This window comes from Vibrio maerlii (genome assembly GCF_003415655.1).
GTDB lineage: Bacteria > Pseudomonadota > Gammaproteobacteria > Enterobacterales > Vibrionaceae > Vibrio > Vibrio maerlii.
In genome coordinates, this window is sequence record NZ_QRHC01000017.1 from 64,203 (window position 1) to 77,858 (window position 13,656).

15 protein-coding genes and 1 rRNA gene are annotated in these 13,656 nt (G+C 46.3%); 9 read left to right on the forward strand and 7 right to left on the reverse strand.

Annotation, left to right across the window (positions count from 1 at the left end):
• Window positions 1-5: 5 nt before the first annotated feature.
• The 4 genes from trkA to def all read right to left on the reverse strand — a co-directional run bounded on the left by trkA (window position 6) and on the right by def (window position 4,329).
• Window positions 6-1,382: a Trk system potassium transporter TrkA gene (gene trkA / locus DPF91_RS20690; protein WP_117236330.1), complete on the reverse strand. Its 1,377-nt coding sequence runs from the start codon at window positions 1,380-1,382 to the stop codon at window positions 6-8.
• A gap of 63 nt (window positions 1,383-1,445) precedes the next feature.
• The gene (gene rsmB / locus DPF91_RS20695) at window positions 1,446-2,723 is read right to left on the reverse strand and encodes a 16S rRNA (cytosine(967)-C(5))-methyltransferase RsmB (RefSeq protein WP_117236331.1); all 1,278 of its coding nucleotides are present in this window, start codon (window positions 2,721-2,723) and stop codon (window positions 1,446-1,448) included.
• Window positions 2,724-2,812: 89 nt separating this feature from the next.
• Window positions 2,813-3,760, reverse strand: a complete 948-nt coding sequence (fmt, locus tag DPF91_RS20700) for a methionyl-tRNA formyltransferase (RefSeq protein WP_117236332.1) — start codon at window positions 3,758-3,760, stop codon at window positions 2,813-2,815.
• A 47-nt stretch (window positions 3,761-3,807) separates the two neighbouring features.
• Window positions 3,808-4,329 carry a peptide deformylase gene (def, locus tag DPF91_RS20705; RefSeq protein WP_206355590.1) on the reverse strand — a complete coding sequence of 174 codons (522 nt, stop codon included), beginning with the start codon at window positions 4,327-4,329 and terminating at the stop codon, window positions 3,808-3,810.
• A 141-nt stretch (window positions 4,330-4,470) separates the two neighbouring features.
• Between def and DPF91_RS20710 the strand changes: the two genes are divergently transcribed.
• The 4 genes from DPF91_RS20710 to DPF91_RS20725 are packed head-to-tail and all read left to right on the forward strand — an operon-like array spanning window position 4,471 to window position 7,801.
• Window positions 4,471-5,583 carry a LysM peptidoglycan-binding domain-containing protein gene (locus tag DPF91_RS20710; RefSeq protein WP_164684257.1) on the forward strand — a complete coding sequence of 371 codons (1,113 nt, stop codon included), beginning with the start codon at window positions 4,471-4,473 and terminating at the stop codon, window positions 5,581-5,583.
• Window positions 5,580-6,734, forward strand: a complete 1,155-nt coding sequence (dprA, locus tag DPF91_RS20715; RefSeq protein ID WP_117236335.1) for a DNA-processing protein DprA — start codon at window positions 5,580-5,582, stop codon at window positions 6,732-6,734. The genes DPF91_RS20710 and dprA overlap by 4 nt, the downstream gene beginning before the upstream one ends.
• Window positions 6,731-7,204 (forward strand): DUF494 family protein, encoded by a 474-nt coding sequence (locus DPF91_RS20720; RefSeq protein WP_117236336.1) that lies wholly within the window; start codon window positions 6,731-6,733, stop codon window positions 7,202-7,204. The genes dprA and DPF91_RS20720 overlap by 4 nt, the downstream gene beginning before the upstream one ends.
• 30 nt (window positions 7,205-7,234) lie before the next feature.
• Window positions 7,235-7,801, forward strand: a complete 567-nt coding sequence (locus DPF91_RS20725) for a DNA topoisomerase family protein (protein ID WP_117236337.1) — start codon at window positions 7,235-7,237, stop codon at window positions 7,799-7,801.
• Window positions 7,802-7,877: 76 nt separating this feature from the next.
• Here DPF91_RS20725 and DPF91_RS20730 read toward each other — a convergent pair whose 3' ends face one another.
• Together DPF91_RS20730 and purE are read right to left on the reverse strand one after the other, a co-directional pair.
• Entirely contained in the window at window positions 7,878-8,990 is a 1,113-nt protein-coding gene (locus DPF91_RS20730) for a 5-(carboxyamino)imidazole ribonucleotide synthase (protein ID WP_117236338.1), read from the reverse strand.
• A gap of 4 nt (window positions 8,991-8,994) precedes the next feature.
• A complete protein-coding gene (gene purE, locus DPF91_RS20735) occupies window positions 8,995-9,483 on the reverse strand; it encodes a 5-(carboxyamino)imidazole ribonucleotide mutase (RefSeq protein ID WP_117236339.1) in 489 nt (162 codons plus the stop codon).
• A 213-nt stretch (window positions 9,484-9,696) separates the two neighbouring features.
• Between purE and tsaC the strand changes: the two genes are divergently transcribed.
• The 4 genes from tsaC to DPF91_RS20755 all read left to right on the forward strand — a co-directional run bounded on the left by tsaC (window position 9,697) and on the right by DPF91_RS20755 (window position 12,360).
• A complete protein-coding gene (tsaC, locus tag DPF91_RS20740; RefSeq protein ID WP_117236340.1) occupies window positions 9,697-10,254 on the forward strand; it encodes an L-threonylcarbamoyladenylate synthase type 1 TsaC in 558 nt (185 codons plus the stop codon).
• A gap of 19 nt (window positions 10,255-10,273) precedes the next feature.
• Window positions 10,274-11,191, forward strand: coding sequence for an oxygen-dependent coproporphyrinogen oxidase (gene hemF / locus DPF91_RS20745; protein ID WP_117236341.1), 918 nt, complete (start codon window positions 10,274-10,276; stop codon window positions 11,189-11,191).
• 75 nt (window positions 11,192-11,266) lie between these two features.
• Window positions 11,267-12,100, forward strand: a complete 834-nt coding sequence (aroE, locus tag DPF91_RS20750; protein ID WP_117236342.1) for a shikimate dehydrogenase — start codon at window positions 11,267-11,269, stop codon at window positions 12,098-12,100.
• Window positions 12,100-12,360: a DUF1488 family protein gene (locus tag DPF91_RS20755; RefSeq protein ID WP_117236343.1), complete on the forward strand. Its 261-nt coding sequence runs from the start codon at window positions 12,100-12,102 to the stop codon at window positions 12,358-12,360. The genes aroE and DPF91_RS20755 overlap by 1 nt, the downstream gene beginning before the upstream one ends.
• Window positions 12,361-12,406: 46 nt before the next feature.
• Here the strand turns inward: DPF91_RS20755 and DPF91_RS20760 are convergent, their stop codons facing one another.
• Window positions 12,407-12,952 (reverse strand): gamma carbonic anhydrase family protein, encoded by a 546-nt coding sequence (locus tag DPF91_RS20760; protein WP_117236344.1) that lies wholly within the window; start codon window positions 12,950-12,952, stop codon window positions 12,407-12,409.
• A gap of 529 nt (window positions 12,953-13,481) precedes the next feature.
• On the opposite strand from DPF91_RS20760, the gene DPF91_RS20765 reads away from it, so the two are divergent.
• Window positions 13,482-13,656, forward strand: a 16S ribosomal RNA gene (locus DPF91_RS20765); the annotation flags it as partial.

The following is a 13,656-nucleotide window of genomic DNA, read 5'->3' on the forward strand; positions in this document are numbered from 1 at the left end:
AACACCTACAAGAAGAATGGACTAGGTTGGAATAGGGATTCCACGTCCGAAACGTATTTCTTATCAACCAAGAACATAACCACATGGTCATCTTGCTCAATAATGGTTCTATCGTGTGCGATCAATACCTCTTCACCACGAACAATCGCGCCAATGGTAGTGCCTGGCGGTAGCTTAATATCACCAATAGCCTTACCCACAACCTTCGATGTAGTTTCATCGCCGTGAGCTACCGCTTCAATCGCTTCTGCAGCGCCACGACGCAGTGAAGATACGTTCACAATATCAGCACGACGAACGTGGGTCAGTAGAGCGGATATCGTCGCTTGTTGGGGCGATATCGCTACATCGATAACACCACCCTGAACCAAATCGACATACGCACCGCGCTGGATGAGTACCATCGCTTTTTTCGCACCCATGCGCTTCGCCAGCATCGCCGACATGATGTTGGTTTCATCTTCGTTGGTGAGGGCGATGAAAACATCCACCTGATCGATGTTTTCTTCGTTTAGAAGCTCTTGGTCTGCGGCATCTCCACAGAATACGATGGTATTTTCTAGGGTCTCGGAAAGCTGCTCTGCACGTGCATAGCTACGTTCAATCAGCTTCACACTGTAGTTAGATTCAAGACGTCTAGCGAGACTCGCACCGATGTTACCACCACCGACAATCATGATGCGGCGATAGTTTTTCTCTAGGCGCTGCAACTCACTCATGACTGAACGAATGTGGTTACTTGCAGCCACAAAGAATACCTCATCATCGGCTTCTATGATGGTGGTGCCTTGTGGGCGAATAGGGCGGCCTTGGCGGAAAATTGCTGCAACTCGCGTATCGATGTGCGGCATATGCTCACGCAGCGCAGAAAGTGCGTTACCGACCAGTGGACCACCATAATAAGCTTTTACTGCTACTAGGCTAACCTTTTGCTCTGCAAAGCTTACTACCTGAAGGGCGCCAGGGTACTGAATCAAACGCTCAATATAAGCCGTTACTAACTCTTCTGGAGCAATTAGGTGATCGACGGGGATAGCACCAGATTTGAACAGGGCTTCTTTCTCTGCAAGGTATTCAGGTGAACGGATACGAGCGACGCGGTTCGGGGTATTGAAGAGCGTGAACGCAACCTGACATGCTGCCATGTTGGTTTCATCAGTATTTGTCACGGCAACCAGCATGTCGGCATCTTGCGCACCCGCTTCTCGTAATACGTCTGGGTGGCTCGCATGACCATTGACGACACGCAAATCGTATTTATCTTGTAGCTCGCGTAAGCGCTCGCCATTTTTGTCGACGATGGTGATGTCGTTGTTTTCACCAACGAGGTTTTCAGCCAGAGTACCGCCAACTTGTCCTGCACCCAGAATGATGATTTTCATAGTCGTATCTCTTCAATCAAAAAGCGACTCTGTTGAGCCGCTAATATTTGTCCCTGATTAATCTTAGTTTTTCACTAATACTGCGTAGTAGAAGCCATCCATATCTTCTTCACCAGGTAGGATCTGACGACCTGGATTTTCAGGGTCAGAGTCTACCAATTGAGCATCCGTAGTACGCCCTAAGAAAGCTTTTACTTGTTCAACGTTTTCTTGAGGAGTGATTGAACAGGTCGCATACACCATAGTGCCGCCCACTTTCAGTTGCTGCCACATCGCGTCCATGATCTCGCTTTGTAGTTTAGCCAGAGCCTCGATGTCATCAGCACGGCGTAGCCACTTGATATCTGGGTGACGACGGATAACACCCGTTGCGGAACAAGGCGCGTCCAGCAGGATACGATCGAACTTATCACCTTGCCACCACTCTTGAGGGTATCGAGCATCACCACAAATAACGTCTGCTTTTAGGTGCAGGCGGTCGAGGTTGTCATACACTCGATCAAGGCGTTTAGCATCAACATCCATCGCAACCACTTCAGTGTCATTGGTATGCTCTAGGATGTGTGCCGTTTTACCACCGGGTGCTGCACAACAATCTAGGATCAACTCACCTTCTTGCGGCTTAAGGTAATTGACCGATAGTTGAGCCGCTGCATCTTGCACCGATACCCATCCTTTATCAAAACCAGGAAGGTTATTTACGTCACAAGGTTTAGCTAATTTTATCGCGTCTGCCGCTTCTGGGTGGAGAGTGAATTCAATGTTTTCATCATTGAGATACTCAATGTACTCATCACGAGTGTGGTGCTGACGGTTTACACGCAGCCACATCGGCGCTTTGCTATTGTTCGCTTCAACCAAATCTTCCCACTTATCAGGGTAAGATTCTTGCAGCATTTTTAGCAGCCAGTTCGGATGACCATACTTACCGGCATTATGGCTGGTAGCCATTTCATCAAGCTCTTCTTGGTTACGAAGGTAGTTACGCAGAACCGCGTTAATTAAGCCGCGTAAGCTCGGTCCACGCAGTGTTTTAGTCGCTTCTACTGTTTCACCTACCGCCGCATGTGATGGGATACGCATGAAACTCAGTTGATAGATTCCTACCAGAATCAGGTGGTGAAACACACGCTTCTTGCCCTTAAGCGGATTTTCCATGAGCTCATTAGCAATCGACTCGAGTCGAGGCAAGTAGCGTAATGCGCCGTAGCAGATCTCTTGCAGTAGTGCGTGATCGCGTGGGCGAATCGTTTTTTGAGCGGCAGGGAGAGCGTGAGAGAGTGATTGACCCTTGTCGACCACTTGGAAGATGACATTAGCGGCAGCTGCGCGAACATTCATGTGAAGTACCAACATTTTGATGAAAAGATTGAGGGCATCTCTGCCCTCGCTAAGGTATTAACGGTTTAACCTCAATAAAGGTTAAGGGGTTAGCTAAGTTGCGAACCCACCTCAAACCAGCTTGCGCGAGAGTTGAGGATATCTTGTACTGACATTGCTTTTTTACCTGGCACTTGTAGCTGTTCTAAAACAAGCACACCGTTACCGGTTGCGATATAGATACCGGTTTTGTCTGCTTGTAGGATAGTACCTGCGGTTTTATCACTAGACTGATCTGCTACACGGCTCTGCCAAACCTTAATGCTGTTTTCAGCGGCTTCAAAGTGACTCATAGGCCAAGGGTTGAAGGCACGAACGCAGCGCTCAATATGTTCTGCATCATCTGCCCAGTTGATGCGAGCTTCTTCTTTGCTTAGCTTTTTAGCGTAGTTTGCTAATTCATCGTCTTGTTTCTCTGCTACTGCGTTGCCAGCAGCAATATCTGCAAGGCAATCAACCAGCGCTTCAGGACCAAGCTCTGCCAGTTTTTCATACATAGAAGCGCTGGTATCGCTAGCTTCAATCGGAAGCGTTGCGATTTTTAGCATATCACCAGTATCTAGGCCTATGTCCATCTGCATAATGGTGACACCAGTGTCTTTGTCACCCGCCCAGATAGAGCGTTGGATAGGTGCAGCACCACGCCAACGTGGCAAGATTGAACCATGAACATTGATACAGCCGAGTTTAGGAGTATCGAGTACTGCCTGTGGCAGTAGTAGACCGTAAGCGACCACTACCATGATGTCTGCATTTAGATCAGCAAGCTGTTGCTTTGCTTCATCAGACTTAAAGTTTTCTGGTTGGTAGACAGGGATATCATGCTCTAGGGCAATATTTTTTACTGGGCTAGCAGTTAGTTTCTTACCGCGACCGGCTGGTCGATCTGGCTGAGTATAAACCGCAATAACCTCGTGCTCCGAAGACAACAACGCCGCCAAGTGACGGGCGGCGAAATCTGGAGTACCTGCAAAGACAATTCTTAAAGACTGGCTCAAGGTAGGCTTCCTTTATTAATTATTTCAACTATCTAGAGGATAGAAGATTATGCATTCTTTGACTGCTTATCGTTGAATCGCTTGATCTTCGCTAGCTTGTCTTGGATGCGCTTACGCTTTAGTGGTGATAGGTAATCAACGAATAGTTTACCTTCTAGGTGGTCTAGTTCGTGTTGAACACAGATCGCAAGCAGGTCATCAGCATCAAAGCTGAACTCTTTACCGTCACGGTCAAGCGCTTTTACCGTCACTTCTGCAGCACGTGGCACAAGAGCGCGCGCACCAGGTACAGAGAGACAGCCTTCTTCGATGCCATCTTCACCACGTTTTTCGGTGATCTCTGGGTTGATAAGCACCATAGGCTCATCGCGAGTTTCAGAGATGTCGATAACCACGATACGTTGGTGTACATCGACTTGGGTTGCCGCTAGGCCGATACCTTCTTCGTCGTACATGGTTTCAATCATGTCATCGACGATCTTCTGGATTTCAGGAGTCACCTCAGCAACAGGTTTTGCAACCGTGCGTAGGCGATCATCAGGGAATGTTAATACTTGTAATACAGACATATACACTCGAAATGTTGAACTGTGCCGAAACAGCAAAAAGCTTGTTGGCTCAATTCTAGACATTTTATGACCTAAATGACAGCATCAAGTCAGGAAATCTCTCCTCCAATAGCCATAAACCAAGACCAAGGAAATCAGGTCATGCTCCGTTTAGCCCACTGCTTTTTAGGCGCTCTACTATCGATATCAAGCCTTGGCCACGCAAGTGAGCAGATACCTCTGTCTGTTAAATACACCGCACCGAAAAGTTATGTAGTAGAACAAGGAGATACCTTATGGGGAATATCTGCACTTTATCTCGATAGCCCCTGGTTATGGCCACAGCTTTGGCATGCAAATCCGAGGCTAGACAACCCTCACCTGATTTATCCCGGTGACCAGCTCAATCTTATTTGGCTCGACGGGCAACCTGTCTTGAGCGTGAAATCTGTAAAAAAGCTAAGCCCTCAGGTACGCATTTCTCATAAGCAAGCACCTCCAACCTTAGAACAAGACCTTGTTTTGCCATATCTGCCGTCTGACCGTCTTTTAGCAAAGCCTAAACTGGACAAGGCCAGTCGTATCATTGGTGCTAGTCATGGCCGATCTTACCTCGCTACAGGGGATACAGTTTATATCGATGGAGTTCATCGTCATAAGCTATGGAGTATCTATCGCTTGGTTACTGATTATGTAAGAGAAGAGAGTGGTGAAGACATTGTCGTGCTTAAGCAAGTTGCTAAGGCTCATTCGGTAACGATTGATGGCAAGATGAGTGCACTGAAAATAGGTAATCAGATCCAAGAGGTTCGGCTGAATGATATTGCTATTCCAGATCTAGAAAATGACCCATTGCAGCTTGGTCATAATTTCGCCCCTCAGCCCGTGCCTAAAGACATGACCGCGAACATTCTTGGCTCTATCGAGGGAAACCAATACTTAGCAGCAAAACAGGTGGTCGTGATTGACCGTGGTTTTAAAGATGGGGTGAAGCAAGGCTCGATGTTTGATCTGATGGACTTTGGTACCGAGGTGTTTGAGTCTCCTGGCGGTTATCAATATGCTCCCAATTTACAGAGCTCAGAAATCCACTTACCTAGCCATCATGTGGGCTCTATGATGGTGATCATCCCTTACGAATCTTTTAGCCTTGCTCTGATTACCCGAAGCAAAAGAGATATTGATAGAGGGTTCTTAGCCGTATCTCCTTTACGTTCAAACCAGCAAACAGATTATTCGATTGCAGTTACCACAAACGAAAGAGAGGGCTTTTGAGCGAGCAACGATTAGCGGCTTGGATGGCGTTGGCCTTTGTACCTCGACTCGGGCCACGTAAGTTATCTCAATTGCAGTCTATCGACTCTCCAGAGCAGCTAATTCAACTTCCCGGTCGTGAGTTGCACGCCTTAGGTCTTAGCTCCACACAGATTCAATTTCTTCATCACCACTCACAAAGAGAAGTTGAGGCTTGTTTAGAGTGGCGCGAGCGGTCAGATGGTCATATTCTTGCTCTGTGTGATCAACTCTATCCTCCTTTGTTAAAAGAGATTGCTTCCCCACCGCCTTTGTTATTTGTCAGAGGCAAAGTGTCTGTCTTAACTGACCCTCAAGTCGCAATTGTCGGCAGCCGCAATGCAAGCCTAGAGGCTTTAGAATTATCTAGTCGTTTTGCTTCCGATTTGGTTAAGAGTGGTTTGGTGGTTACGAGTGGTTTAGCTTTGGGTGTCGACGGTTACGCACATGATGGTGCGTTAAAACAGCAGGGTGAAACAGTTGCTGTGCTTGGCACTGGCTTAGAGAGAGTTTATCCAGCGCGTCATCGAGGATTGGCTGCAAGGATAATGGAACAGGGGGCTTTAGTCTCAGAGTTTCGTCCTATAACTCCAGCTCGTCCCGAAAACTTCCCTCGCCGTAATCGGATCATCAGTGGCCTCAGCGCCGGAACCTTGGTGATTGAAGCGGCAGAAAAGAGTGGGTCACTGATTACGGCTAAGTATGCCCTAGAACAAAACCGTGAGGTGTTTGCTCTGCCTTGGTCTGTCGACCATATAACAGGAAGGGGGAACAACCTGCTGATTAAGTCGGGTGCGACACTGGTACATAGTGCTGATGAGGTCGTTGCTGAAATTGATTCTCTGATTAACTGGTCTTATACCAAGCAGGGTGATTTGTTTTCTAAGCATCCAGCAACGCAGCCGGCAAGTAGCGAACTCTTTGTAAGTAATGAAGATGTCACACAAGAACAATTGCCATTTCCCCAACTGTTCGCTAACGTAGGAAATGAGGCGACACCAGTTGATATTTTGGCTCAGCGTACCAATATACCTGTGCATGAGGTCATGATGCAGCTCCTAGAGCTCGAACTCTTGGGGCACGTTGTTGCAGTTTCCGGTGGCTATATTCGAAATGGGGGGAGCAAGCTATGATGGATATTTTGATGTATCTCTTTGAAACTTATATTCATAGCGATGCTGAGTTACAAGTCGATCAAGATGAGTTAGAAGAAGAGTTACTTCGCGCTGGCTTTCATCAAAAAGAGATCTACAAAGCGCTAAATTGGTTAGAAGATTTAGCTGCGCTACAGCAAGAAGACTCTCGTTCTGCTATTTCAATGAGTGCGGCGACGTCGACACGTATCTATACCAAGCAAGAAATGGCTCGTATGGGTGTCGAAATCCGTGGCTTCTTACTGTTTTTAGAGCAGGTTCAAGTATTGACTACAGAGACGCGTGAGATGGTGATTGACCGTATCATGGGGCTCGAAACCAACGAACTTGAGCTTGAAGACCTGAAATGGGTCGTACTGATGGTGCTATTCAATGTACCAGGTAATGAGAGCGCGTACACGCAAATGGAAGAATTGCTGTATAACACTGAGCAGGGATTGGTTCACTAATTCACTTTCTTTTATCGAGTTGCCTGCCTAATGAGTAGTAAGATCGATCATCAACTGTTTTCTGCCCACGAGCATGCCCTTGAACATGAGCCTTGCCCTCAATGTTCAGGGGAGCTGCACATCAAGCATGGTAAACACGGCCCGTTCCTTGGCTGTAATCAATACCCGAGCTGTGACTACATAAAACCCCTTCACCAAAACGATGGTCATATTGTCAAAGAGTTAGGTGTACCTTGCCCGGAATGTGGCAGTGAACTTGTTCTGCGACAAGGTCGCTACGGGATGTTTATCGGTTGCAGTGGTTATCCGTCGTGTCACTATATCCAGTCGACAGAAGCCGAGAAACCAGAGTCTGGTCCACAACAGAAGATCACTTGTCCTGAATGCAAAAAAGGACACTTGGTTGAGCGCAAGACCCGATTTGGTAAGACATTTTACGCATGCGATAACTACCCAAAGTGTAAGTTTGCGGTGAACTCGCCACCCATTATCGGAGAGTGTGAGAAATGCCATTTCCCATTATTGATTGAGAAAAAGGTTGCGAGTGGTGTGAAGCTGCAATGCGCAGACCGAAAATGTCATCACAATCAGCCGTAAATCGATTCGGTGTTTAGGGCCAGATACAAAAAAAGCGAGAGATTAACCTCGCTTTTGTCTTTATTAGAATGTGAATTTAGCCGTTAAAAACGGGGAAGGCATTCTTATCGAGAACCCTACCTAGCTCAGCTAAGTTGTCAGTGAGCTTCGGGTAGTCATGACCGCACACGTTAATGTGGCCCATCTTACGACCTGGACGTTTGTCTTTGCCATACCAGTGGATATGACATGAATCCATAGCAAGAACCTCTACTGGCAGAGTATCTTCACCAAGGATATTGACCATGGTTGTTGGACGAATCATCTCAGTCGAGCCTAGTGGCATTCCACATACCGCACGCAGGTGGTTCTCAAACTGACATGTCTCCGCACCTTGTTGAGTCCAGTGACCTGAGTTGTGCACGCGAGGAGCGATCTCATTAACCGATAACGCGCCTTTCACGTCAAAGAACTCAAGCGCTAGAACGCCGACGTAATCTAATTCGTTAGCAACGGCAGTAAACATCTCTTTAGCTTGCTGCTGTAAAGCTGTCTCATTGATAGCCGTTGATAGACTGAGTACACCATTGATGTGAACGTTTTCGGCCAATGGATAAACCACCACATCGCCATCGCTGCTGCGCGCACCAACCAGTGATACTTCGCGATCGAAAGGAACAAATTCTTCAGCGACGATAGCTTGGGTATCAGTCGCTTGGATGCATTGCTCCATCTCAGACCAAATAGCATCCACTTGGCTTAGCTCTTTTAAACGCCATTGCCCTTTACCATCGTAGCCACCTAACGCACTTTTCAGCACCATTGGCAAACCAACGAACTCAATCGCTTGCTCAAAGTCGTGGCGAGTATTGATGATGTAATGCTTGGCATTATTTACCTTTGCCGCATCAAGCAGTGCTTTTTCAATGCGACGGTCGCCACCGGCTTTAATTGCATCAGCCGTTGGGTAGAACTTACCACTTTGCTCGCATACATCGAGGACATCATGTGGGATGTGTTCGAACTCAGCAGTAATGACATCTGCCTGTGCAATAGCATTGCTTAGGCCTTTACCTAAAACAGCCTGGGTGAGCGGGTGAACGATATTTTCGCTACCCACATCATACGCTGAGATCTCAATATTAAGAGGTGCGCCAGCAAGAGACATCATACGAGCAAGCTGACCAGCACCAAGTACTAATACATGCATGGTATTAGCCCTCAGATGGATCTGGGTTTGCAAGCACAGTTTCGGTTTGCTCTGTGCGGAATGCTTCAACCTTCGCCATCACTTCTTCATTGTGAGTACCGATGATCTGTGCTGCAAGAATACCTGCGTTTGCTGCGCCGGCTTCACCGATTGCTAGTGTACCAACTGCAATACCCTTTGGCATTTGCACGATAGAGTATAAAGAATCCACACCACTCAGTGCGCGAGACTGAACAGGTACACCCAAAACTGGAAGAGAAGTAAATGCCGCAGTCATGCCTGGTAGGTGAGCGGCACCGCCAGCACCAGCGATGATCACTTTAATACCACGCTCTTTTGCGCTTGTTGCGTAATCTGCAAGAAGCTGAGGGGTACGGTGAGCCGAAACAACCTTTGTTTCATACTCAACACCAAATTGATCTAGCATTTCCGCTGCTAGTTTCATTGTTGGCCAATCAGATTTCGAACCCATGATGATACCGACTGTAGTCATCTCAAACTCCTTCACGCTTTATTTAGGTGGGTGAACGAGGGCAAATGCCCAAACTTTTCGCGCATTATACGGAGAATTACCCCTCAAGCAAACGTTTGCGTTTGTTGGTAAGGATAAATAGATACAATTTATAAACAAATAGCTTTAGGTTGAGGCAAAGAATGTTTGTACACTTATTTGCAATAGTTAAATCGAGCACTTTAGGTGATTATTTTGAACAACTTTGAACAGTCATTAGCAGCACTAAAACAACAGGAAGTGATTGCATATCCAACGGAAGGGGTTTTTGGTGTTGGTTGTGATCCAGACAGTCCTGAAGCGATTCAAAAGTTACTCGAAATTAAACAAAGACCAGTTGAAAAAGGGTTAATCCTTATTGCAGCAAACTATGAACAGCTGCTGCCATATATCGATGAAGACAAATTAGAGCCGGAGCACCTTGAACAAATGCACGTCAGCTGGCCGGGCCCGGTAACATGGATCGTACCAGCAAGTAAAAAGGTGACCTCTTGGGTGAGCGGGCAGTTTGACTCGATAGCAGTGCGGGTAACGGATCACCCTCTGGTACAAGAGATTTGTAATGCCTTTGGTAAACCGATCACCTCAACCAGTGCGAATCTTACTGGTCTGCCACCATGCATAACAACCGAAGAGGTGAGAGATCAGCTTGGTGATAAACTGGTCGCTATCTTAGAAGGTCAAACCGGTGGTCGCGAAAAACCAAGTGAGATTCGTGACGCCAAAACAGGCCAAGTATTACGACAAGGCTAAAGGATAATTAGGATTGAAGATGTCAAAGGTAGACAAGAACACAGTAAAAGCCTTTTTACTAGAGCTGCAAGATTCCATCTGTCGTGAGCTTGAACAAGCTGATGGTTCCGAAACGTTTGTAGAAGACGCATGGCAGAAAGGCCCTGAAGAGCGCCTTGCAGGCGGTGGTCGCACCCGTGTACTTAAATCTGGTGCGGTATTTGAGCAGGCAGGGGTGAACTTTTCCCATGTTCAAGGGAGTGCAATGCCAGCTTCTGCAACAGCACATCGACCAGAGCTGGCAGGACGAAGCTTTGAAGCCATGGGGGTATCTCTAGTGATTCATCCCAATAACCCTTACATCCCAACCTCTCATGCCAATGTTCGTTTCTTTATTGCAGAAAAAGAGGGTCAAGACCCTATCTGGTGGTTTGGTGGTGGTTTTGATTTAACCCCGTATTACCCGTTTGAAGAAGACTGTCAGCATTGGCATGACACTGCGAAAGCAATTTGCCAGCCATTTGGTGATGACCTCTACGCCGAGCACAAAGCGTGGTGTGATAAGTATTTCTTCTTACCTCATCGTAACGAGACTCGTGGTGTCGGCGGTCTCTTCTTTGATGATTTAAATCAATGGGAATTTGATAAGTGTTTTTCTTATACCCAAGCGGTAGGTAAAGGTTTTACTCAAGCTTATGTGCCGATTGTGAGTAAAAGAAAGCAGACGGAGTTTGGGGAAAGGGAGCGAGAGTTCCAACTCTATCGTCGCGGTCGCTATGTTGAGTTTAACCTTGTTTATGATCGTGGCACTCTATTTGGTCTCCAAAGTGGCGGACGAACCGAATCCATCTTGATGTCTATGCCACCATTAGCTCGCTGGGAATACGCTTATCAAGTTGAGTCAAATTCTCCAGAGGCAGAGCTCTACGATAATTACCTTAAGCCAAGAGAGTGGTAACGCTTTTCTCCTTATATAGATAGTGATAGGGTCAATGCATCGCATGACCCTTTTTTATGTTTGTTAGGCAAGGATATGACACAGCAAATTGATAGTTACGCCGTTTTTGGTAATCCCATTGGACAGAGCAAGTCTCCTTTTATTCATACCCTCTTTGCTCGTCAAACTAATCAAATGCTGACCTATACGGCAAAGCAGCCAGAAGCTGGCACTTTCATTGAAGCAGCAACGGCTTTTTTCTCCGAGGGTGGTAAAGGCTGCAATGTGACAGCACCTTTTAAAGAAGATGCTTATCAGTTTGCCAATCGACTCACAGAGCGAGCACAACTTGCAGGCGCTGTTAATACACTAAAGAAGTTGGATGACGGTGAAATCATTGGTGATAACACTGATGGTGAAGGTCTAGTGCAAGACCTTTTGCAGTATCAGGTGACATTAGAGGGTGCACGTATTTTATTAATTGGTGCTGGTGGTGCGGCACGCGGTGTAATTAAGCCACTGTTAGATCAATCACCTGCCTCTGTTGTCGTTGCCAACCGTACCCTAGCGAAAGCTGAGCAGCTAGCGGAGATGTTCAAACCTTTTGGTCAAGTCGGAGCCTGCTCTTTGGAGCAAGTGGAAGGTAGTTTTGATGTGGTCATCAATTCCACTTCGTCAGGATTAAGTGGTCAACGTCCGGCAATATCTGAATCTATTTTTAGCAGTAATACGGTTGTCTATGACATGGTTTATGGTGCGGGTACGACGCTGTTTAACCAGTGGGCTCGAGATAATGGCGTACACAAAGCCTATGACGGGTTGGGAATGCTGGTGGGGCAAGCAGCAGAAAGCTTTATGCTGTGGCGTGGTCTAAGACCAGGGACTAAACAGATCTTGCGAGAGCTGAGAAAGAACCTAGAGGGTATGTAATGAACCAGTCAATCCTATTCCCAGACCTCCAAGAATGGAATGAAGCATTGCAGGCTGTTGTATTCCCAGCCCAACAATCGGGTGCACTGATCGAATGCGTGGTTTCACTCTCTCGCCTTAAACTGCTATCTCATCGTGATGATTTGACCGCAGAGCAAGCGCTCGATTGCTTTTCAGACCTACGCTTTGATCTAGAAGAGATGGCAGAAGAGGCTATTGAAGATGAAGAGTTCAATAGCCTTGGGCAAGTAGAGCTTTAAATTAGGTTTCTATTCTCTTCATACCTATAGAAGATAGAGACAAGAGTTAGATATCTTTTACCGTTTCTATGTAGTCGTTTTTGTTTTGTACATAGTTGTCAGCGGACTTTTGTAAAAATGCTCGTTCTTGATCATTAAGAGGACGAGCCTGTTTTACCGGGCTTCCAACGTATAAGAAGCCACTTTCTAATATTTTGTTAGGTGGCACGAGGCTACCAGCACCGATCAAAACCTCATTTTCAATCACAGCACCATCCAGGATGATGGCACCCATACCTACGAGCACGCGATCTTTGATAGTGCAACCGTGCAGCATGACTTTATGCCCAACAGTAACATCATTACCAATAATAAGAGGGTAACCCTCTGGATTCTGAGCGTTCTTGTGGGTGACGTGCAAAACAGAGCCATCTTGGATATTAGTTCGCGCACCAATCACAATATGGTTTACATCCCCTCTAGCAGCAACCAGAGGCCAAACGCTCGAATCGTCGCCAATGGTAATGTCACCTACTAAAACAGAGCTATTATCTATATAGACACGTTGACCAAGTTTAGGGTTGATACCTTTATAACTACGTAACGAACTCATAATTCTCCTTTCCATGCATAAAACTCAGTGCTTGCTGCTTAATATAGTAGCAAAAACAAGCCTTTTAGAGCATTAAACGTCCAAACGGTTAAAAACACAAAAAAACCTTCAAAAAGCGCTTGCCAATGTGATTCCGATCTCTATAATGCCCCCTCGCTGACACGGGAACGCTTCGAAAAGAACGGGATTGAGTTAGCAAGGTCACAAAGCCAAGCAGAAATGCTTGAAAAAAGTTTGAAAAAAGTGGTTGACACTAAACTTTAAATCGCTAAAATGGCCGTCCGCTTTGAGAGAGGCTCTTAAAGCAAAGCTCTTTAACAATTTAAACCTATCAATCTGTGTGGGCACTCGTTGATGATAATCAAAAAATGAAACTCCGGTTTCAACTTTGGTTTCAATGAACTGAGTGACCAAACGATGACTTCGGTCATTGGCACAGTCAATTTATTATCGTTCTATTGGAACGATAGTAGCTTTAGAATTACATTAGTAGTTTTGAAGTCAGTATTCATTGAGCCGACAAAATCTTAAATTGAAGAGTTTGATCATGGCTCAGATTGAACGCTGGCGGCAGGCCTAACACATGCAAGTCGAGCGGAAACGAGTTATCTGAACCTTCGGGGGACGATAACGGCGTCGAGCGGCGGACGGGTGAGTAATGCCTGGGAATATGCCTTGATGTGGGGGATAACCATTGGAAACGA